Here is a 22,457-nt window from a genome sequence, read left to right as displayed (position 1 = left end):
AAAGGTACAGTTAAGTGGTTCAACGAAGCTAAAGGCTTTGGTTTTATCGCTCCAGAAACTGGCGCAGACGTTTTTGCTCATTACAGCGAAATCACTGGTTCAGGCTTCAAAACTTTAGCTGAAGGCCAAGAAGTTGAGTTTACTGTAACTCAAGGTCAAAAAGGTCCACAAGCTCATAACATCGTTGCTATCTAATTTGTCTTTTTAGACAACTAGAGCAAGATGAATAAAAAAATGAACCTCAGGGTTCGTTTTTTTTCGTCTGTAATTTGAGATAAATATACTAATATTAAAAAATTGATTTTAAAAGTTAAGCTTTGAGATAAATAGTTATTAAATCAGACGATAAACCAAAAAATGCCTACATACTATTATTACAGTCGTAGGCATTTTTTTATTTTAAATAAGATAGAGCGTCTTAAGTCATTTGGTCTCTTAAATAAAACTAATGCCGATATTAATTAATCCACCGCCGATGATTAGCCAAGCAAACATAATCGCACCTAATATTAGTGGTTTGACCCCAGCTTGTTTGATAGCACTTAGATGAGTGGTTAAGCCCAGCGCAAACATTGCCATCGTAAGCAATATATCATCAAGCATGACCATACTACGCTCAAAGCTCTGAGAGATATTTAGCCAAGTATGCAGCAAGACGATTAAAATAAAGATAAAGGCGAACCATGGCACTTTAACTTCTTTGATACGGCTCATGATAGAAGGTGCTTCACCATTCTCGCTACTGCCTTTGGTCAGAGCAAAAGACAGTACCAGTAAGAACGGCGCGAGCATCATGACGCGAATCATCTTGGTGACCACTGCTGTATCGCCGACTTCAGTACTGATGGTATTACCAGCGACCACCACCTGCGCGACTTCATGAATGGTAGAACCCGTATAGATGCCATATTGTTCGGCACTCAGCCAAGGTTGCAGCCAGCCAAGATGATAGAGAAAGGGATACAATACCATCGCGATGGTGCCAAATACGACGACCGTTGCGACCGCGATAGTGACTTTATGCGCTTCTGCTTTGACAATTGGATCAGCGGCGATGACGGCTGCGGCTCCGCAAATACTAGCGCCTGAGCCAATCAGTATAGTGGTTTGCTTATCGACTTTTAATAATTTAGTACCTATCCAATAGGTGAGAAGAAAGGTTGAAGTCAGCACCAGCGCATCACTCATTACAGCGGGTAGTCCGACACTCGCCACTTGGGTTAGAGTCAGCTTAAAGCCATAAAACATAATAGCGAGGCGCAAAATCTGACCTTTTGCAAAGCCGACACCCTCATTTAAACGGTCAGCGACCTTAGCGTAAATCGTATTGCCAAGTATCATGCCGATTAATATCGCCAATGTAAGCGATGACAGTCCGACAATGCGTCCATCTGTCCAGATGTTCAAACTGCTATTCAGCCATAAACAAAATAAGCTGCCAATCAACACGACGACAAGCCCTGCTAGATGGCGACTGCGTGGTATATAACTGGTAACTGATTGAGTAAAGGCATTCATGACGGACTGTCCTATTGATAGTGTTCTGAGTAGTACTGCTCATATTGATAAAACATGTCGTTCTTGTTAATCATAAATGGCATAAGCTTATGAATAGACATTATAAGACACACCAATCTATAATAAAAACAGATTAATAAGATACAAACTATCGATTCTTTGGGTTAAAGATTTGATACTATAGTCAGTCATAAATAAAAAAATACAACTATTATCAGGCGCTACTGGGATAAATTTTACTTGCTTGCTGTGCCTGCGCAGACAGAGGCTGCGAAAAATTTATCCCAGTAGCGCTGTATTTATTTAATAGTGGATCGACTATAAGTAAAATATATTGAAAATTGACATAAGATTGGGTCAGCATAATGAAAAAAACAGTGCAGACGGTTCCAAAAATTACCTTGAGGCAACTGGCGGTATTTGTCAGTATTTACCAAACCGGTAGCACTAGCCGCGCCAGTCAAGAACTGCATTTGTCGCAGTCAGCAGTTAGTAGTGCGCTGACTGAATTAGAAGCAAGATTACAGATGCCCTTATTTGAGCGGGTTGGGCGCAGGTTAAATCAACATCCCAATGCCCATCCTATCTATGTACAAGCGCAGGCTATCTTGGGGCAGTCGCTGACGCTTGAGTATTATCATAAGCATCAAGCAGGGCAGATTCATATTGGTGCCAGTACTACCATTGGTAATTATGTGTTGCCGCCGTTACTGGCTAAGCTATATCAGGCACTACCAGATGCGAATGTCGATATGTATATTGCCAACACGCAAGAGGTGGTCAGCGAGGTTGAGCAATTAAATATTGATATTGCTTTAGTAGAAGGCATGCCGCGTCCGACGGATATGAAAGCCATCGAGCAGCGAGAATGGCGGACAGATACTTTGGTGGTTTTCGCCAAGCGCGATAGCAAATGGTTAACGGACTTGGCTAAGTATGACAGTGCTAATAACTGCTATGAGCTAAGTACTGAGCAACTAGCAATGCTGCCACTATTGGTACGAGAAGCGGGTTCGGGTACGCGGCAGATTATCGATGAGCAGTTATTGCAGCATCTGCCCAATGCCGAGGTAATTATGGCGATTCAGCAGTCGGAGGCGATTAAACGTATGGTCAGTGCAGATATTGGGCTTGGCTGTCTGTCACAGCACGTCATTGAGGCAGAGCTGGTAGCAGGAAAACTGGTGCAAGTGAACGTTGCAGGCATTGATTTGTCGCGGACATGGTGGCTAGTCTGGCATAAAGCCCGCCATCAAAGCCCTATTTGGCAAATTTTTATAGATATTATTACTAAGGATGAATTTTAGGCATTTTAATATTGAAAAAGCGCAACATAGGTTTTTTCTACAATGCGCTTTTCTGATACTATAATTTAATTGATAAATTAAGAATTGGCTTAACTGCGTTTTGAGACCGGCTTATCAAGTCTAACCACCAAGCTGTCACAGGGTACATTTGGCAAAATATTATCTGCCGTTGCGCCGCTAAGCCATGCTGCAATACCATGGCGTTCATGACGACCAATGACCAATAAATCAACGTCATGCTTGTGGCAGTAATTAACGATACCTTCGCTATTTGAGATAGCGGTGGTCACTTCAGAGTTGACGACATGTAAGTCGTTACGGTCCAAAAACTGCGCCAGTTTTGCGCGCGCTTCTTGGCAACGCTCATCATCAATCTCATCATATAAGCTTGAGGCAGGCACCAGCTCATAGCCAAAGCCAACCATCGTATCTTTGACGATATGCAATACCGATAATTTGGAGTCAGGACGATTATCAACGATACGTTTGGCTTTTTGAGCCACTATATCAGCATCAGATAGTAAGTCGGTGACCAGTAATATATGTTGGTAACTCATGAGCGGATCCTTGTAACAGATGATTTTAACTATAGCACTACTAATGACTGCTGTTAAGTAAGCTTTGTTAAATGGGGCGCTATCTTTATCCGTTATTCTTTATTACTAATGATCTTTCTCTAGCTACTATCTTGACTTATCCGCGTATTAGCCCCATCTACTGTCGTTAGGCAAATTCTTTTAGCTGATAAATGCCATTCAATTTGAATATTACCGATAATATTTTTATCAAGCCGATATTTTTATAAATATAAACTTCACTATTTTCTATTATTTATATTGATGTCATGCATCAATGACGATGATATCAACGTAATTTACAAGGATAACTATGACTGACACGCCATTTACTGCTGATTTAACCCTGCATCCTGCCTTTGAGCTACTTGAGCACCGCCATATCGATGCATTATCGATGGATGTGTTGATCAGTCAGCACGTCAAAACCGGAGCGATGCATTATCATTTGGCGCATCCGAGTGATGAAAATGCCTTTTTGGTCGGCTTTCGTACCCAGCCAATGGATTCAAAGGGTGAAGCGCATATTTTAGAGCATGTGGCTTTATGTGGTTCAAAGAAATTCCCAGTCCGTGATCCGTTCTTTTCGATGATTAAGCGCTCATTAAATACTTTTATGAATGCGATGACCGCTGCTGACTGGACGGCTTATCCGTATGCGACGCAAAATAAAAATGATTATTTTAACTTGCTCGCTGTCTATCTTGATGCGTCATTCTTCCCAAATATTCATCCACTCGATTTTGCTCAAGAGGGCATCCGTGTTGAATTAGACGAAAATGATAAGCCGCAGTTTAAAGGTATCGTTTTTAATGAGATGAAAGGCGCGATGAGTGGCGAGATTGATCAGCTGTATCATACGGTTGCCCATCATTTATTTCCAACGACGACTTATCATTATAATTCAGGCGGTGAGCCTGCTGATATCCCAGACTTGACTCATAATGAGTTGGTTGAATTTCATCAGAGCCATTATCATCCGTCAAACAGTGTAATTATGAGCTTTGGTAATATTCCAGTCGCTGAAACGCAAGCAAAAATCCATGATGATGCGTTGGTTGAGTTTGAAGCCGGTAAAAAACATGTATCGCGTCCAGAGCAGCGTTTGTCTGCGCCGATTAGTGCCACCGATACTTATACTGCCGACGAAGCCGGTCCTGATCAAACGCATCATGTGGTTGCGTGGTTATTACCATCGATTACTGATCCAAAGCAGCGTTTGGCACTGCGTTTATTGGAAGGCGTATTGATTGAACATGCTGGCTCGCCGCTGCGTGCGTATTTGGATAGCCATCCGCTAGGTAAAGCACCAAGTCCACTATTAGGGCTTGATGACAGTCATTATGAAATGGTCTTTTATACTGGGTTACGTGGTTCAAACCCTGAACACGCTGAAGCAGTAGAGCAAGGTATTATTGATTTATTGACTAAGGTTGCAAGCGCGCCAGTCGATGATGAAACCATTGAAACTATTCTGCATCAGATAGAGATTGATCAGCGCCATATCGGCGGCGATAGCATGCCCTATGGTCTGAATTTGATGCTAGAGGGCTTTAGTACGGCGATTCATGATGGCAATCCTATCGATGTATGGGAAGTTGATGAACACTTACAATGGCTACGTGAGCAAGTAAAAGACGAACAGTGGCTACCAAATCTAATCAAGACCCATCTGTTGGATAATCAGCATCGAGTGCGCATCACAATGACGCCAGATAGCAAAAAAACAGCGCGCCTTGCGGCAGCTGAGCAGACGCGTCTTGATACTATTGAAATGGATTTAACCACTCACGATAAAGTTATCCTCAAGCAGCAAGCGTTAGATTTGGCAGCTCGCCAAGCGGCGCCTGATGATTTAAGCTTATTGCCGAAAGTTGGTCTAGAAGATGTACCGACCGATATTAGCTTTAAGCAAGGATCGCAAAAACAGATCAATCTAAGCGGCAAAGAAAGCACGTTATTTGAATATGAAGCGGGCACTAATGGCTTGTATTATTATCAAATAATTGTGCCATTAACCGATGAGATTGGTCAGAGCGTTACTAATAATAGCAATGCCCAGCTGCCCGTTAATGAGGTGATTAATCATCCATTATTGCCAATTTATTTAAGCTTATTGTCAGAGCTAGGTACGGATTCGCTAAGCGCCCATGAAATGCAAGCCAAGCAAGCAGCGCATTCATCTGGTGTGACTGCCCGTATCAGCCAACGTACCAATATCGATGATAACCAAGCGATTAGTAGCTACTTTGTCGTAGCAACGCGCGCACTGAATCGTAAGCCTGAAGCAATTGATTTACTCAAAGAAGTGATGGAGCATAGCGTCTTTAGTGAGCATGACCGTATTAAAGAGATCTTGCAACAGCGTCAAGCAGGCTGGCAGTCAAATCTTGCGGGTTCTGGGCATTCCTATGCGATGCAAACGGCCAGTCGCGGTATGAGTCGTCAAGCGCAGCTAGAGTATGTACGCAGCGGTCTGCCAGCGCTGAATGCGCTAAAAGACTTTTTAACCCATGCCAGTACCGATGATGCACAGTGGGATCAATTAGCAACCAGTTTGATGGACTTACATCAGCGTTTAATTAGCTTGCCTAAGCACGCGGTTATTATTTGCGAAGCGGAGCAAACCGAACGCTTAAGCAATTTGATTGTCGATAGCTGGAAAGACAGCCAAGCGCCAAAAATTACAGAGCAGCTAAATAATTCTACGATAGATATTGAAGTAAATATTCCAAGTGAATTTACGGAGTTATCGCTAGATGCTGCATTGAGTGGCGAAAACACGGCTGCAACAGAAGAATTGGTTGTTGAAGATTTGGCATGGTTGGTGCCGACCAACGTCTATCATAATGCCAGTGCTTATACCGTGCCAACGGCTGACCATCCTGATACAGCCGCCTTGATGGTATTAGCACCTTATCTACGCAATGGTTATTTACATAGTGCCATTCGTGAGCGCGGTGGTGCTTATGGCGGCGGTGCCGGTTATGATGCCAATGCTTGTGCCTTTAAGTTCTTTAGCTACCGTGATCCACAATGTGCTGAAACCTTTGCCCATTTTGATGCCAGTATCGAATGGCTATTGAATGAGCCACAAACCGATGAGCAATTAGAAGAAGCTATCTTAGGTATTATCTCAGGTATGGATAAGCCTGGATCTCCAGCAGGCGAAGCAATCAAAGCCTGCTTTGCTGACTTACATCATCGCGGCGTCGATTGGCAGCGTAAAATGCGTGCCGCCATCTTAGCCGTAACGGTTGCTGATTTACAGCGTGTGGCCAAGCAATATCTGCAAGGACAAAATCACGTGCGTGCAGTACTCGCTCCTTATGATAAAGAAGCGGCGGTAAAAGAATTAGGCTTTAAGGTTTGTAAAATTAAAAGCTAATCTTCCAAGGTAAAATGTATTGCACAAAAAAGCCAAGCATAATGCTTGGCTTTTTGCTGTTAATTAGATAGCTAATTAATAGCGCTTGATGGCTTGGTCTTTGCCAATCTGGTCCTGATGAATCGGAAACTCGTCATGGCTATCGAATTGCTGACGGTCTTCAAAATAGCTCTTTAAGGTGCGACGCACTGCTTCAAAGGCAATTTTATCCCACGGAATGTCTTCTTCCTTAAACAAAGCGCAGTCAAGACTTTCAGAGCCAATCCCATACGCACCGTCTTTTAGTTCGGTGATATAAATACTATAAATTTGCCCGATATCAGGAATATCATATAAGCAATATAACTGTGGATTGAGGACAACCGCTTCAGCTTCTTCAAAGCTCTCACGTGCAGCGCCTTCCGCCATCGTTTCACCATTTTCCATAAAGCCTGCGGGCAGTGTCCATAAGCCGTATTGCGGCTCAATGGCGCGGCGACATAGCAGCACTCTGTTTTTATGGACGACCAGTGAGCCACATATCACTTTTGGGTTTTCATAATGAATATAGTGGCAATTTGGGCATACCAAACGCGGTATATTATCCGTGGCTGGTATCTTGCGTTCTGCTTCATGACCGCATTGTAGACAATATTGCATATCAGCTGCCTTATGTAATGAGAAATAGGATTAGAGAGATAAGAAAAAGGTGTATGGTTATTTTAATCGTTATAATTATTACTTTATGGCAATAGCCTATCAGCTTTTTATCTGACAATAGGATTTAAAACTAAGATAACACAAATTCTCATCGCACTGACAGTGATAATAAAAACAGCTCTTTTTTGCTAGATTGACTTTAGATGATTCGGCTCATTACTGATGGTTGCCACATACCAGCCATGTCAGTCACACAAAGTATAAGCAGTCATAGCTAGATTGCGCTAGGCTAAGCTAAGGGTAACTGTGGCAATTTATTTTTATATATTTACCAATAGCAGGGGTAATATCTGCCACGACCGATATTGTTATCAATCATTGCCACCAAGACCAAGGGAAGCGCGCCCACTAGAATAGGCGTAACTAAGAAATGCCACTTCACGCCGCTGAGCATCACGATTAATAGATTAGAGCCAGCAGGGGGATGTGGCACTTAAAGTAATAACATTAAGGCAATTAATACTGACACTTGATGCTAATAAAAATATAAGGCAATAATAATGTTAAACCTTTCACAGTCTGCACGTTTTGATGAGCTGTCAGTTGCTGTGCCAAACTTTATTCGTTATCCTACCATCAGAAAATTGGCTGAACGAGTGCAGTATGAGACATTAAATGCCTCCGCTAGAAATGCCGTCGCCAGCTCAGCGCTGAATGACGCTCATAATCATTCTCACCACTCTCATAATGCCTCTCGTAGTGCACGTATTTTAGACAGCCTATACCAGACACCGATTGCTGATGCCTCGATATTGGTTGCTATCACCCACGAACGCCATCCTAAGCTGCTATTGACACGTCGCGCCGCGCATATGAACAGTCATGCTGGCGAGGTTTCTTGTGCCGGTGGTAAGTATGAAACTGGCGATGGTAATAACGTTGTCACCGCCCTACGTGAAGCCTGCGAAGAGACCGCGCTACCGCCAAACAAAGTCCAGCTACTCGGGCAATTACCCATTCAAACGTCCAAAAGTGGCATGAGTGTTCGGCCCATTGTGGCACTTATCGCCCCAGACTTAGTACTAGTACCTGAACTTGGCGAAATCTCACGCATTTTTTGGGCGGATTTTGAAACTCTACTGACTCAGCCTACCGTAGAATATTCGATAGAATATGCGATGCAAGATCAAATGGCGACCATCCTTACGCCAAGCTGGCAAGTAGATGGAGAGACGGTATGGGGTCTGACAGGACGAGTCATTGCCAGCTTATTAGAGACTGGCTTTGATCGGCAGCTTGAATGGTATTACCGCATACAAGAGTCACAGTTGTAGACGTTATTGATAATGACTTAACATATTTTATTTAGTAATAATAATATTCTCTACTTATTTATTTTAGTAATTATTTATAGCTGTTATAGTCAATCCTAAATAAAAGAAGTACAAATATTATAACGTGCTGATGGAATAAATTTTTCTTGCTTGCTGTGCCTACGCAGACAGAGGCTACAAAAAATTCATACCAGCATCACTGTATCGTTTTAAAAGTGGATTAACTATATCTATTCTCCTTTATTTATAATAGTCATCATTATTTTTTAACCACCAATTCATATTATCTTGACGCTTAGCGCGGAAGGCTTCTAGCTTATCGGCAACGGTGCTATTGTGTTGGCGTGCGGTATCGAGTGCAAATAGAATCGGTACTGAAGATAAGACCCCAAAACGTATTTTTGATTTTGGTAAATCCAGCCCATCGCCAATATCATCACCGACCAAGGTACGTGTCACACTGGCATTGACCATCTCAACGAAGCGGCCACGACGATTGTCCTCACCCATGAGCTGGCGCGGCAAGTCATGTAAGGCTTTTGCCAGTGGTTGTCCCATTTTAAAATCAAGTTGCTGAATGGATAAATAGGTATAAAGCCACTCCCAACAGGCGGCTTCATCTTTAGGTAAGCGAGCTAAGTCAACGCCCATCCAATAACTGGCAAGATTCCAAAGATGCAGAATACCTTCGGCTTCCTCCTTGCTAATGCGAGCACCAAGTAACCTTAATCCACGCATAATCAACAGTGAAAACTGTAAATGGGTAGCAATCATATCGGTTTGATTGATAGGAATACCCCAGTAAGCGCTGTTCCAACTACCATCAGGGTTATGATGTTGGTCAGTATCGGGTATCACGCCATTTGCCGCAGATAGTTTACCCTTAAGTAGGTTTTTGCGTACTAGCGTATGGATTTGACGTACCTTAATCGATTGCCGCCAGCCTTCAGAGCCAATGGTCAATACTTGGTCAATAGCATGGTGGCTGTTGTGCGATGTAGTGCCTAAGCCTAAGGTGGAATTTAATTGTGGGTGTTCAGAGACCGCTAATATATAAGCATAAGTACGCATCAAGCGTGGTAGCGCATCGTGCATCAATGCGCCGGTTTGTATCAGCGGTAATGAAAGGGCAGGGATACTATAGCCTGCCATCAGCGCAACATTACGTAGTAGCCAAATCAACATCAGCGGGTAACGTCGATAGGCGACGGCACCGATTTGTGCAAGTTTAGGGTCGAACCAATCAGGATGACGGTTAAATTGCTCGGTTAATGCGTTAAATGAGGCGTTGTCTGTGAGGTTAGCATCCGCTTTCTCGTCAATAATAAATTGCTGTAACGGCTTGGCGAAGCGAATACCATCAGCTGCAAGCTTATCAGCGAGGGGATCGCCAATATCGTAACCGGCCACCATCTCGTCTAATAAGTCTTGCGAGATGACAAAGTTTTTTGGTAATAGATAGCGCTTGATGCGCTTTAATACTTGCAGATCGCTATGGTCGTCAATCGCTGTAGTGCGACCATGACGCTGATAGTTTTTAGCCTGTTGATGAGGGGTATTGTTTTTTAATTTACTTGCGTAAGTCTTTTTATCACTATCGATTGAATTCATATTTATCAAATACCTTTTATCGAGTACTCTTTTCGTTAGGTCTTATCGTTAGGCCTTATATTCAGAGACTTATATTTAGCCCCTATAAAAATACCTAGCATACTAAAAATACCAACAAGGTTAATCGCTATTCATTTGGTTTAGTAATGCCAGTTGCTTTTGGGTATTATAGATACGATGTTCAATATCTCGAAGCTCTATGGGTAGAGATAGTAATCGAGCGCGGGCTTCTTTTTCTGTTTCAAAGTCTAGCATCTCACCATTTTTTAGCTTCTTAAATTCTTCCTCAGCCGTTTTTAAAAGCCGCTTATCTTTATCTAATTGACTGTCTAAAGCGTAGTAATCTAAGCCTTTTTGATTCGCTACTTGCAAGCTGCTAGCTAGGGCGATAGGGCAGACGTTATTGAGTTTTCTCCCACGCCGACCGACATTATAGGCACTAGTAACTGTGCAATATTGCTTGAGACCCAGCTGACGACCGCGCTCCCACAGTTGATAATCGGGGGTGACACTAGTCTTTGCACAAGCTTTAGCATGTGAGGCGAGTCGGTCTGAGTAATAACCTACCACACCATCATTGTAGCCAATGGCCTGCCAGTCACCGACCATGCATTCTTGTTTAGTTAACGTGGCACAAGCAGATAGTAGATAAATACTACCAAGGATGGCTAAGCGTTGCGTCAATCGGAACTCAAGTCGCTGCCTAAGTGGCCAAATTAGGTGCCACATTGTCATCTCCTCTGGCTAATGCTTATTGCTTTTATAAACTACAACCTAAGCCTATAACAGTTACTCAAATAACAGTCACTCAAAGATTCTGAGTGGCTGTTAACGGTTAAATGAAGCAGCGCAGTGAATGCTTAAGAATGATGCGTTAAGTCCACAGATGTATTGCTGACCTCATCTTTTAAGGTGGCTTTAAGCATCAAGTAACCGGCAATACCAGAGACGATTGAACCCATAATGATACCTAAGCGCTCATCAAATAGTGGTGTATCACCGGCAAATGCTAGACCACCGATAAACAAGCTCATAGTAAAACCGACGCCGCACAATAATGCTGCACCGTATATTTGCTTAAAGTTCATACCTCTTGGCATTGTAGAAATACCCAGCTTAAAGATTAACCAGCACATTATCATCACGCCCAATTGCTTACCGATAAAGAGACCAGCGGCAATACCCAATGGCACGGAATGAAATAGCTCAGCAAAACCTGCGCCTTTGAGCGAAATACCCGCATTGGCAAAGGCGAATAATGGCAGAATACCATAAGACACGGTATTTTGTAGGTCGTGCTCAAGCTCTTCAAGTGGTGAGTGCTCAGGGTCGGTGCGGTCAAATAAAGGAATGAATAACGCTAAGACCACGCCTGCTAACGTCGCATGAATGCCGGATTTGAGTACTGCAATCCACATGATTACCCCGATGAGTAGGTAAGGGGTGATACTAGTAACGTTACGGCGATTAAGTAAATATAAAAAAGGCAGACATAAGCCTGCTATCGCAAGCGATCCTAAGGATAAATCGTTAGTATAAAATAGTGCAATAATTAAAATGGCACCAATATCATCGAAGATAGCAATTGATACCAAAAACACCTTTAATGAGTTGGGTACGCGATTACCAAGTAAGCTTAAGATACCGAGGGCAAAGGCAATATCGGTCGCAGCAGGAATCGCCCAACCTTTCCAAAACTCAGGCTCGTTGTAATTAAAGAGTAAGAAGACAATAGCCGGCATAATCATACCGCCGAGTGCTGCCCCTGCGGGTAAGATAATTTGCTTAACATTAGATAGCTCGCCAATTAACACTTCACGCTTAAGCTCAAGACCCACTAAAAAAAAGAAAACGGCCATTAGCCCATCATTAATCCAATCGTGGGCATCTTTAGCAATTGCAAAACCACCGATCTGAATAGCAACAGGCGCATGAATAAAGGATTCATACCAAGTATTAAGAGAAGTATTAGCAATAATCATTGCTGCGATAGCTGCCAGCGCTAGAACGATGCCGCCTGACGCCTCGAGGTTAAAAAACGCTCTGATTTTCTGTATTGCCATATCATCCTCATTGACTAAATAAAAAGCGCTAAATCATTCAAGAACTTCAAATACCTATTTCGCTCTGCTTTACTGCAATTTGCTATGTACTGTCCATAACATTAATACTGTAAATAGGTAGCTATAGTTTCTCACAATCTTAGTAATATAGACAATTAAATACGTTAACCACTTTTCTACTTCTTCCCTGAAGCCCCTATGTTTATAAGAAAAAATACCTACACAAAAGATTCTGATATAAAAAATCTCATACGACAAATCTAGCAGACTTTACTGGGTTTTTGGCTTTTTTTACTGTTTTGTCTTTATAATGAGCGGCTTTAAGCAATTTATCGCATCAAACTTAGTTATGATTGCTTTAACATTTATTAAAAAAGCTATTATCAAAATAGCGCTTATCAAAACAGTTGCCACTTTATCAATCATCATATTCTTAGCCTAATATTTTAAGGCTTGCTTCTCTTATATTATAAATTTTAAAGGTCAGTGTCATGGACTTATCGCTTTCTATTGAGGTTATTTTAATGTTGACGGCCGTGGCCGCACTGGCAGGTTTCATCGATGCCATTGCTGGTGGCGGTGGTTTGTTGACGATTCCAGCCATGCTGCTTGCCAATATTCCGCCCGTATTGACATTGGGTACCAATAAACTACAAGCCGCTTCAGGCGCGTTGGCGGCGTCCATTACCATGATCAGAAAAGGTGTAGTAAAACCCAAAAATATAAAAACGGGAATTATTGCTGCATTCATCGGCTCTATTTTTGGTTCCATTGCCGTACAGTTATCACCGCCAGATTTATTAGAGAAGTTGATTCCATTTTTGATTGCCGCGATTGGTATTTATACATTGTTTGCGCCAAAACTGGGGGCGGTAGAAACCAAACCGCGTATCAGTGAAGGCAAGTGGCAAAAAGTAGCTGCACCAATAATAGGTTTTTATGATGGCTATATGGGACCGGGAACAGGGATGTTTTTTGCGCTTGGCAACGTAGCGCTGCGCGGTCGGCGCATTGTCGAAGCGACAGGGGCGGCAAAAGTGCTTAATTTATCTACCAATATTGGCTCGTTAATATTTTTTATCTTGGGCGGTAATGTGTTGTGGAAAGTAGGTCTGGCGATGATGGTCGGGCAGACGATAGGCGCTTATTTTGGCTCACATATGGTGGTAAAAGGCGGCAGTAAACTGATTCGTCCGATGATTGTATTGGTGTGTCTGGCAATGGTGACTAAGTATGTACTTGGTTGATTAAGGCTAATCTAATTAAGACTAAATTAATTAAGACTAAGTTAATTGAGATTAAGATATGCTCTAGTCTCAAAAATTTATTACTATAAAAAAACCTCAGACCGTTGGCTGAGGTTTTTTTATCTTATTCATATCATATTATTGATGGCGATTAGCCGCGCTTAATATCGTCATACTCGCTGCCCATAATGCCATCGCTAAACACCTCGGAGAATTCACGCTCGCTATCTGCATCGATATGACCATCGAACATATCTTTTGCACCCGCATCAGGATCATTGTAAATGGCTAAGTCCATCTCGCCCTCTGATTTTGCAACGATGACCGTGACTGCTGCATCGCCACCGACGTTCACTGCCGTACGTAGCATATCAAGAATACGGTCAACGCCTAAAATCAGACCAATACCTTCAACAGGTAAACCGACTTGAGCAAATACCATTGATAGCATAATTAGACCCACGCCCGGTACGCCCGCAGTACCGATAGAAGCGAGCACTGACATTAATATAACAGTTAAGTATCCTGTAATTCCTAATTGAACACCATACAGATTAGCGATAAAGATAGTCGCCGTACCTTGCATGATTGCCGTGCCATCCATGTTGATGGTCGCGCCAAATGGAATGGTAAAGGAAGCCACTGAGTTATTAACGCCCATACGCTTGGTGACCGTGCGTAAGGTAATAGGAATCGTCGCATTTGAGCTTGAGGTACTAAAAGCAAAGATTTGTACTTCGCGCATTTTTGCCAAAAAAGTTCTAATCGACAAACCTGACGTTAGCTTGAGTATGACCATCATCGTGACAAAAAAGTGAAAGAAGAGTGCGCCTACCAATACGGCGACATAACCTAGCAGTGACCAGATAAGCTCTAATCCCAGCTCTGCCATCGCTTTGGTTAACAACGCAAACACACCATACGGTGCTAGATTCATAATGATAGTCACCATTTTTAGAATGACTTCATTAATCAGCTCTAAGCTTTGTACCAAACCTTTTGCAGGCTTACCCACCATTAAAATACTGATGCCGATCAAGATCGCAAAAAATATAATCGATAGCATATCGCCATTTGCCATCGCGCTGATGGGGTTGGAGGGGATAATATTAGAGAAAACATCAAGGAGTGGTGGTGCAGATTCTGCCTCGAATACCGCTTTGGTTTCGATTTGCATGCCTTTGCCAATACCAAATAGTGAGCCAAGCCCAATAGCGGTAGTAATCGCTAGCGCCGTCGTCACCATATAGATAAAAAATGTCTTGCCACCAATACGTCCCAATAGACGAATATCACCAATACCGCACACCCCGCAAATGAGCGAGATCAGTACTAAGGGCACGACCAGCATTTTTAGCGAGTTGACAAATAGCTTACCGATGATAGCAAAAAAACCATTGGTCACATAGTTATTAACGAAGCTGCCTTCGGCGTTTAAGCCAGAATAGTTTATAAATAAACCCAGTATAATACCCAGTACCATGGCAACAATAATCTTGCCCGTCAGACCCATATTTTTCCACATAAAATGTACCCTTGGTGTCCGTCACGCACAGAAATAGTTTAGATATTACAATCAATATGAGTGCAATAGCGCTTTGACTATGACTTTTATGACATCTATAAATTTGTTACCTGACCGTCAAGCCAGATTTTGGGGACAATATAAAAGAATAGTTGGGAATACTGCAAGAATTTTTTATGATTTAATTGACGTGACATTCTTAGTAGGTTGTGTTCGTCGTTTTTTATCACTCAATGTTTTTAGGTCATATGGTGCGAAATGAAGCATATTAGAGAGTAATGATGATTGATCAAACAACAAAGCGATATTATCCTTATTGGATAATATCGCTTAAATTATTTTATTGTTTTTAACCAATAGTACTAAAAGTTTTACTAGCCACATTCAGACAATGCCTAGATTAAATTAAGAGATATTAAACATAGCTCTTAAACATGCTCTTAAACATTGTCATTTTTGTCGCGACGCAAACCGTCTTGCCATTTATCGTTGTTGCTATCTGTTTGATCCATAGTATTATTCTTGACGTTATCTGTGCTCGTGTTATCAGAGTTAGATTTATTAAGGCTATGATTGTAGCTCATGCGCTCGCTTAAATGTGATTCTGCATCACGGTGACGAGGGCCGAGTGCTTGTACGTCAGGATTTGAATCCTTAAAATCAGTTTGCGCGCGAGCTTCCTCGACAGTATCTTGTTCATTAACCATCTTTACATCGCCATCACTCTCATAGCCATGGTCAGGGTTGGCGTCTCCTGTTGGTTGTTCCGTATCTGTCACTGGAGCCACATGATTGGATGTCTGCTCGATATTGTCAGTAGGCAACTCATGCTTTAGCTGTTGGTCGTTTTTCAATTGGGCATCGTTTTTTAGTTGTGCATAGTCTGTCAGCTTATATACAGCATTCTCTAAACTGTGCGGATTCTCACGTTCTTGAGCTTCAGATAAATGTATATCAAATACATCAGTCAATAGTGAATCATAGCGTATCGCATTATAGGTTATCAGCTGCTCCGCTTCTTCCTCAGTAATGTCACCGTTTTGACTGGCATAGACTACGTGATCTTCAAAGGTTAACCCTTCAAAGCTGTCTTTGTGTTCTGCTTTTTTAAACTTCTGCCATAAAGGTTCAACTTCGAGCAGCGTTTGATAGGCATGCTCCATACGTCCAGTCACATCGTCTGGTTCAGTATTGTAATACACCATGGTTTTAAGATAATCGCGGAAGGGGTTGGCTGCAAAATCATCCATAAAGGTATCACCCAATTTGCGTTTAAGCTCATCGCTCACTGGCGCAAAGATACGACCACTTGGGAATGTGACAAAGCTGACCACACTTGCCGCCATTCGGTTGGGGAAGTTAGCAAATAAAGCAATGAAAGCCTCTTGAACGGTGTAAAGGCTATTTTTTATGGCGACTTCAGCATGTAAGCGTTCGGCTTCTGATTTGATGCCATATTCATAAAATTGTAAAATCGCTGTACAGATAAAAAGGTGCGCATGGATATCTGCTAAGCGACCGGAGAGCATCTCTTTACGTTTTAAATCACCAGCAAGTAACCCTAATGCCATATCTGCCGTTAAAGCAAAGCCTGCGCTTAAGCGGTTGATGTTCTTATAGTAAGGACGGGTAAAGCTATCCGCGAAACTTGGCGCATGATTGCTACCACCGACATAACCTGCGACAAAAGCTTTTGCCCCGCGATTAAAGGTATAACCTAAATGTTTAAAGAATAAATTATCGAACTGCTTGAGTGCGCCTTCTTTATCTTCGCTTTGTAATAGTTGCAACTCATCGAATAGATAAGGGTGGCAACGCATGGCACCTTGACCAAAGATCATCAATGAGCGCGTCAATATATTGGCACCCTCAACCGTAATCGATACAGGAATAGCTTGATAAGGAACCGCTAAAAAATTACGCGGTCCCATTTGTACTGCGCGACCACCAACGACATCCATACCGTCATTAATGACGCCGCGCATGGTTTCAGTCGCATAGTATTTTGCCATTGCCGTCATAACGGATGGCGTACCACCTTGGTTTAGACCACAAGTGACCAAATGACGGAAGGCTTCTAACATATAAGTGTTACTTGCGATACGGCTAGTGGCATCTTGCACGCCTTCAAATTTGCCGACGGAGATTTTAAATTGCTCACGGACTTTTGCAAAAGCGCCGACCGTTAAGTAAGTCATTTCACTGGCTGACGTTGATAAAGCTGGCAACGAGATACCGCGCCCCACACCCAAACATTCCATCAGCATACGCCAACCGCGCCCAGCATTTTCCACACCACCAATAATATAATCTAACGGTATAAAGACATCTTTACCGTCGACGGTCCCATTCATAAATGGTGAGCCGATTGGATTGTGACGTGGACCTATAATCACTCCTTCATGGCTGGCAGGCACTAGAGCACAAGTAATACCGTAATCCGTTTTTTCTAAATTACCAAGCAGACCTTCTGGGTCATGCATCTTAAAGGCCAAACCAACGACCGTTGCGATAGGGGCTAACGTAATCCAGCGCTTAGAGAAATTCATACGCAGACCAAGTACTTGCTCGCCTTCATGCAACCCATAACAAACCACACCGGTATCAGGGATGGCGCCTGCATCAGAGCCAGCTTCTGGACCGGTCAAACCAAAACAAGGAACTTCATCACCTTTAGCAAGACCAGGTAACCAGCGCTGCTTTTGCTCATCGGTACCGTAATGCATCAATAGCTCACCAGGACCGAGCGAGTTCGGTACCATACAAGTCACTGCGGCAGTCGGTGAACGTGACGCAATCTTACTCATCACTCGACTTTGGGCGTAAGAGCTAAATTCTAGACCGCCGTATTCTTTCGGTATGATTAAACCCAAAAAGCCATTGGCTTTGATAAACTGCCATGCTTCTGGTGATAGCTCTTTATCTTCATGGTGGATTTGCCACTCATCAAGCATCATACATAGCGCTTCTACTTCATTATCAATGAAGCTTTGTTCTTCTTCCGACAATTGAGGGTAAGGGTATTCAGCAAAGGTATCCCAATTTGGCGCACCCATAAATAGCTCTTTTTCCCACCAGCTAGTACCAGCATCGAGGGCTTCACGCTCCGTATCACTCATGCTCGGCATAGCGCCGCCCAAGATTTTATAAACGGGCTTGGTAATCAGTGATTGACGAATAGGGGTGATGAGTAGTACTAAGCAGAGTAACGCTATCGGTACGCCTAGGATAAGCGACCATGGACTGATAAAGGCGGTGATAAGGACAGTAATCAGGGCAACGATACTGCCAGTGACACGTGATAAGGACAACAAAAAGATGGCTAACACCATGGCTAATTGAATGATTACTGCCAAAATAAATAAGCCAATGGCCATGACTGCCTCCTTTATAACGCCAAATCAACAGCGTAAAAAATGTAAGTGAATAAGAAATTTTGAAATAAATATGATTATTGTTTTATATTTCAGTCATTCCTGTTTATATAATAAGATTAATGTTTATTCTCATGTCTTGTTTAAAACAATTTATTTAAAGCAATTAACTCAATAAGTAACTGTAATTGGAAGTTGAATAAATAGAAATTCGATAAATGGAAGTTGAACATCGCAGAACAATGTGTTTTCGTATTTTCTAAATTACTTAGACTACCTAAAGCCACTAAGCCAAAATTAAAGTTAGCTACCAATATGAAACAGTTGTTTATAACTATCAAGAGCGGAAATGCTACGCTGTGTCGATAATATGTATCAGGATTTGCATATACATCCAAAAAATAGCGTTTGCAGCTAACTAACCAAAAGGCGGCAAGCAGCTCTCAGCATAAGATAGGGTTTCATTGCGTCCGACGATGATATGGTCAACTAAGGATAAATCTATTAAATCACAGGCTTTTTTGAGCTCATAGGTCAAAAGATTATCTGCTGTTGATGGTTTTGCATCTGTATGAGGATGATTGTGAGCAACGATAAGCTGACTAGCAGCGTGACTTAAAGCATGGCGCAGCACATGTTTGATGCAGACTGAGCAAGAAGAGATGCCACCCGTAAATAATATCTCAAAATTGATTAAGTTTAACGCATTGTCTAAACAGAGGACGGCAAAGACTTCACGCGGCTCACCGCGCAACTGCGTGCTAATGTAATCTTTGACCATTTGTGAGCGACCTAATGCTTGACCAGTCTTAAGCTGACTGTCTAGATAGCGCTTGCCCATCTCAAGTGAGGCAAGCATCTGCGCGTATTTAGCAGGGCCAATACCATGGCAGGCAAGAACAGTCTCTTGAGGCGCGGCCAAGAGTTCAGCGAGGCTACCGAACTGAGCAATCAGATGACGGGCCAGCTCGATCGCTGACTGTGACTGCGTACCTGTGCGCAGAAATATCGCTAATATTTCGGCATCAGATAAATGTGCTGCGCCAAATTTGAGTAGCTTTTCACGCGGTCGGTCATCTTCATGCCAGTCTTTGATTGCCATTGTCACTCCTTGAGATGTAGTTAATACTAGATAAGTGAGATAAATCCAGAAAACTTCCCCTAACTTATCGCATAATTGTTACTATAAGCGCAATTTTTATCTTTCAATTTTTTGCTGATGCCACGCTTATGTCAAATATCTTGCTTGCTATCACCGGCGGTATTGCCGCTTATAAATCTGCTATATTCGCCCGTCTATTAATTAAGGCAGGCTTTGAGGTGCGCGTGATTATGACCTCAGGTGCTCAAGCTTTTATCACCCCATTGACGTTGCAAGCTTTGACCGGTAATGAGGTGCATATCTCATTACTCGATGAGCAAGCGGAAGCGGGAATGGGTCACATCGAACTTGCGAAGTGGGCAGATTTGATAGTAATAGCGCCGGCATCCGCCAATACGTTGGCACGGCTTGCGATGGGTATGGCCGATGATTTGCTAACGACCGTATGTCTTGCAACGACAGCGCCAGTCATTATTGCACCGGCGATGAATCAGCAAATGTGGGCACATTTAGCGGTTAACCTGAACGTGCAAACCCTGCGAGATATGAACTATCAAATTATTACGCCAGCAAGCGGCGAGCAGGCGTGCGGCGATGTGGGCGCAGGACGACTGCCTGAGCCAGAAGAATTACTAGCCGAAGTGTTATTATTCAATGCCATGCAAATAACGCCGCAGCTATTGGCAGGTAAGAGAGTAATCATTACCGCAGGTCCAACGGTTGAAGCAATCGATCCGGTGCGTTATTTGTCCAATCACTCGACTGGTAAAATGGGTTTTGCTTTAGCGCGCGCCTGTGTTGCTGCTGGTGCCGAGGTTATTTTAATTGCCGGTGGTAAAGTAGCTCTGCCGACACCGCTTAATGTCACGCGCATTGATGTATTGTCGGCTCAAGAGATGCTGATTGCTGCCCAGCAGTGTGTGGAAGGTACGCATAGCGCGCTACAGTATGTATCTGAAGATGAGCATGAGCATTCTCACGATCATAGCCATGAACATATTCATCAACATCATCACAACCACAACGACTGTGATTGCGGTGATGAGCATGAGGCACATGCGCCTACTATGGCAAGCAATGATAGTGTGAGAGCCGCTGATATCTTTATTGCAACGGCAGCTGTAGCGGATTATCGTACCGAGGAAGCCGCTCCGCAAAAAATTAAAAAAACCCAAGATGCGATGACGCTGAGCTTGGTTAAAAATCCTGATATCTTGGCGACGATTTCGCTTGCTCATCCAGCGCTATTTGTCGTTGGTTTTGCGGCAGAAACGCAAGATGTTGAGCGCTATGCTCGTGGTAAGCTCGTGTCTAAAGACCTAGATTTGATTGCTTGTAATGATGTCTCACGAGCAGATATTGGGTTTGCGAGTGATGATAATGCCATGGAGGTGTTTTTCTCGGAGCGTTATGAGCACGATAGCATCACGCTTGATAAAGCGAGCAAAGATAAGATCGCTGAGCAGTTAGTCAGTATTATTGGCGAGGCAATTTGGCAACGTCACAATGTATAGTGCAGTGCTTAATGCAATTGTTAGTGTAGTGGCTAGTGCAATGATAATTTTAAAGCCTCGTTATATAAGCATAGGTATAAAAAAAGACAGTAACCCTTGACGGGTAAGGCTGATATGGCAGGCATGATAGATGGTGATAGCACGCAAACGCTATTGCTGATAGCTATTTTTGCGCTGGCATCATTGCTACATGGCATTAGCGGGCTTGGTGTGACCTTAGTGACTACCACCGCGCTTGCTAGTATGTATCCGTTACCTCATGCTATTGTCTTAGTTATTTTCCCATCGTTATTACTCAATGCGATGACTTGGCTGGCAGGTGGCGGCCGCACGATTTGGCAAAACTTTATTTATTATGGCAGACGTTATTGGTTGCTGGCGTTAACCAGCTTACTCGGTAGTTTATTAGGTGCTAAGCTATTGCTATGGGTCGATAGTGCTTATATCTTATTGGTATTGGCGGCTGTTATTAGTTTTTATGTCATCAGTAGTCTACTCGGTAAGCAAATTCAGCTACCAAATACCAAGCCTGTTCTTATTGTTGTTGGCTTTAGCGCAGGTATTATTGGCGGCGCGACCAACGCCATGTCGACCATACTGATGATGTATCTATTGTCTGCAAGTGACGATAAAAACACTATCGCCAAAGTCGGTAACATGTGCTATTTCTTAGGTAAAATCGCCCAAATCATCGTACTACGTGAGCCTATTATGGCGCTGAGCAGTGGTGAATGGCAGCTGATTGCTTTGCTTAGTGTATTATCTATCGCTACTCTTTTAATCGGTATTCGCTTACGTCGTTATTTACCGCAAGCCCGTTTTCGCCAGCTTATTTTATTGATTCTCACCGTACTTGGTATTCGTATCGGCTGGCAGGGTGTTACAGCGTTTTTATAAAATAGTGATAGATTAATTTATAGGGCGCTATTCCCAAATTGGCGCAACACATGGTCGATGCAGCGTAACCCACCATTTGGACTGATTATTTAGCGATTAAATAAATTTAACACTATGGTGGCGATTATACTGATGATTATCATGGTTACGATTGGGAAATAAACGCTAGTATTGCCTGATTTGTGTTTAATATCTCCTGGCATATTACCTATCCATGAAAACGCGCTCGGAAATATCAGCCAGATAATGCCTATAACAATGAAAATAACCCCGATACTAATCAATATTTTTGCCATATAAAAACTGCCTCGTGACGTTATTTCGCATCGCCTATTAATTCGCTAATTATTAATCCACTAATCA

18 protein-coding genes are annotated in these 22,457 nt (G+C 42.7%); 7 read left to right on the top strand and 11 right to left on the bottom strand.

Going from position 1 to position 22,457, the window contains the following annotated elements; translation table 11 throughout:
* Positions 1 to 195: cold-shock protein (locus WAZ74_RS00840; protein WP_422304783.1), on the top strand; the 195-nt coding region annotated here is incomplete at its 5' end.
* Positions 196 to 435: 240 nt separating this feature from the next.
* Here the strand turns inward: WAZ74_RS00840 and WAZ74_RS00835 are convergent.
* On the bottom strand, positions 436 to 1,518 hold the full coding sequence (locus WAZ74_RS00835) for a YeiH family protein (RefSeq protein ID WP_422304781.1): 1,083 nt from the start codon (positions 1,516 to 1,518) through the stop codon (positions 436 to 438).
* A 365-nt stretch (positions 1,519 to 1,883) separates the two neighbouring features.
* On the opposite strand from WAZ74_RS00835, the gene WAZ74_RS00830 reads away from it, so the two are divergent.
* Positions 1,884 to 2,825 carry a LysR substrate-binding domain-containing protein gene (locus WAZ74_RS00830; RefSeq protein WP_422304779.1) on the top strand — a complete coding sequence of 314 codons (942 nt, stop codon included), beginning with the start codon at positions 1,884 to 1,886 and terminating at the stop codon, positions 2,823 to 2,825.
* A gap of 89 nt (positions 2,826 to 2,914) precedes the next feature.
* Here WAZ74_RS00830 and WAZ74_RS00825 read toward each other — a convergent pair whose 3' ends face one another.
* Positions 2,915 to 3,382, bottom strand: a complete 468-nt coding sequence (locus WAZ74_RS00825) for a universal stress protein (protein ID WP_422304777.1) — start codon at positions 3,380 to 3,382, stop codon at positions 2,915 to 2,917.
* 331 nt (positions 3,383 to 3,713) lie between these two features.
* Between WAZ74_RS00825 and WAZ74_RS00820 the strand changes: the two genes are divergently transcribed.
* Complete coding sequence (locus WAZ74_RS00820; RefSeq protein WP_422304775.1) at positions 3,714 to 6,788, top strand: insulinase family protein; 3,075 nt, start codon at positions 3,714 to 3,716, stop codon at positions 6,786 to 6,788.
* Positions 6,789 to 6,863: 75 nt separating this feature from the next.
* Here the strand turns inward: WAZ74_RS00820 and WAZ74_RS00815 are convergent, their stop codons facing one another.
* Both WAZ74_RS00815 and WAZ74_RS00810 read right to left on the bottom strand, forming a co-directional pair.
* Positions 6,864 to 7,427 carry an NUDIX hydrolase gene (locus WAZ74_RS00815; protein ID WP_422304773.1) on the bottom strand — a complete coding sequence of 188 codons (564 nt, stop codon included), beginning with the start codon at positions 7,425 to 7,427 and terminating at the stop codon, positions 6,864 to 6,866.
* Positions 7,428 to 7,755: 328 nt separating this feature from the next.
* A complete protein-coding gene (locus WAZ74_RS00810) occupies positions 7,756 to 7,920 on the bottom strand; it encodes an HPP family protein (protein WP_422304771.1) in 165 nt (54 codons plus the stop codon).
* Between the two features lie 67 nt (positions 7,921 to 7,987).
* On the opposite strand from WAZ74_RS00810, the gene WAZ74_RS00805 reads away from it, so the two are divergent.
* The gene (locus WAZ74_RS00805; RefSeq protein ID WP_422304769.1) at positions 7,988 to 8,761 is read left to right on the top strand and encodes an NUDIX hydrolase; all 774 of its coding nucleotides are present in this window, start codon (positions 7,988 to 7,990) and stop codon (positions 8,759 to 8,761) included.
* A gap of 240 nt (positions 8,762 to 9,001) precedes the next feature.
* Here the strand turns inward: WAZ74_RS00805 and WAZ74_RS00800 are convergent, their stop codons facing one another.
* The 3 genes from WAZ74_RS00800 to nhaA form a co-directional block, all read right to left on the bottom strand.
* Positions 9,002 to 10,372: an oxygenase MpaB family protein gene (locus tag WAZ74_RS00800; protein ID WP_422304767.1), complete on the bottom strand. Its 1,371-nt coding sequence runs from the start codon at positions 10,370 to 10,372 to the stop codon at positions 9,002 to 9,004.
* Positions 10,373 to 10,492: 120 nt separating this feature from the next.
* Entirely contained in the window at positions 10,493 to 11,101 is a 609-nt protein-coding gene (locus tag WAZ74_RS00795) for a DUF2799 domain-containing protein (RefSeq protein WP_422304765.1), read from the bottom strand.
* Positions 11,102 to 11,232: 131 nt separating this feature from the next.
* Entirely contained in the window at positions 11,233 to 12,435 is a 1,203-nt protein-coding gene (gene nhaA / locus WAZ74_RS00790; protein ID WP_422304763.1) for a Na+/H+ antiporter NhaA, read from the bottom strand.
* 491 nt (positions 12,436 to 12,926) lie between these two features.
* Here nhaA and WAZ74_RS00785 point away from each other — a divergent pair, with 491 nt between their 5' ends.
* Entirely contained in the window at positions 12,927 to 13,682 is a 756-nt protein-coding gene (locus tag WAZ74_RS00785) for a TSUP family transporter (protein ID WP_422304761.1), read from the top strand.
* Positions 13,683 to 13,833: 151 nt separating this feature from the next.
* Here the strand turns inward: WAZ74_RS00785 and WAZ74_RS00780 are convergent, their stop codons facing one another.
* The 3 genes from WAZ74_RS00780 to radC form a co-directional block, all read right to left on the bottom strand.
* Positions 13,834 to 15,207, bottom strand: coding sequence for a dicarboxylate/amino acid:cation symporter (locus WAZ74_RS00780; RefSeq protein ID WP_422304759.1), 1,374 nt, complete (start codon positions 15,205 to 15,207; stop codon positions 13,834 to 13,836).
* 440 nt (positions 15,208 to 15,647) lie between these two features.
* On the bottom strand, positions 15,648 to 18,584 hold the full coding sequence (locus WAZ74_RS00775) for an acyl-CoA dehydrogenase (RefSeq protein WP_422304757.1): 2,937 nt from the start codon (positions 18,582 to 18,584) through the stop codon (positions 15,648 to 15,650).
* A gap of 415 nt (positions 18,585 to 18,999) precedes the next feature.
* Complete coding sequence (gene radC, locus WAZ74_RS00770) at positions 19,000 to 19,683, bottom strand: RadC family protein (protein ID WP_422304755.1); 684 nt, start codon at positions 19,681 to 19,683, stop codon at positions 19,000 to 19,002.
* A 128-nt stretch (positions 19,684 to 19,811) separates the two neighbouring features.
* On the opposite strand from radC, the gene coaBC reads away from it, so the two are divergent.
* Positions 19,812 to 21,197: a bifunctional phosphopantothenoylcysteine decarboxylase/phosphopantothenate--cysteine ligase CoaBC gene (gene coaBC / locus WAZ74_RS00765; protein WP_422304753.1), complete on the top strand. Its 1,386-nt coding sequence runs from the start codon at positions 19,812 to 19,814 to the stop codon at positions 21,195 to 21,197.
* 114 nt (positions 21,198 to 21,311) lie between these two features.
* Entirely contained in the window at positions 21,312 to 22,094 is a 783-nt protein-coding gene (locus tag WAZ74_RS00760) for a TSUP family transporter (protein WP_422304751.1), read from the top strand.
* Positions 22,095 to 22,183: 89 nt separating this feature from the next.
* Here WAZ74_RS00760 and WAZ74_RS00755 read toward each other — a convergent pair whose 3' ends face one another.
* Positions 22,184 to 22,390 (bottom strand): DUF2905 family protein, encoded by a 207-nt coding sequence (locus WAZ74_RS00755; protein ID WP_422304749.1) that lies wholly within the window; start codon positions 22,388 to 22,390, stop codon positions 22,184 to 22,186.
* Between the last annotated feature and the right edge of the window lie 67 nt (positions 22,391 to 22,457).

Origin of the sequence: Psychrobacter sp. (genome assembly GCF_049295055.1) — a bacterium.
In the GTDB taxonomy this organism is placed as follows: Bacteria; Pseudomonadota; Gammaproteobacteria; order Pseudomonadales; family Moraxellaceae; genus Psychrobacter.
This window is presented reverse-complemented; position numbering and strand designations above follow the sequence as displayed.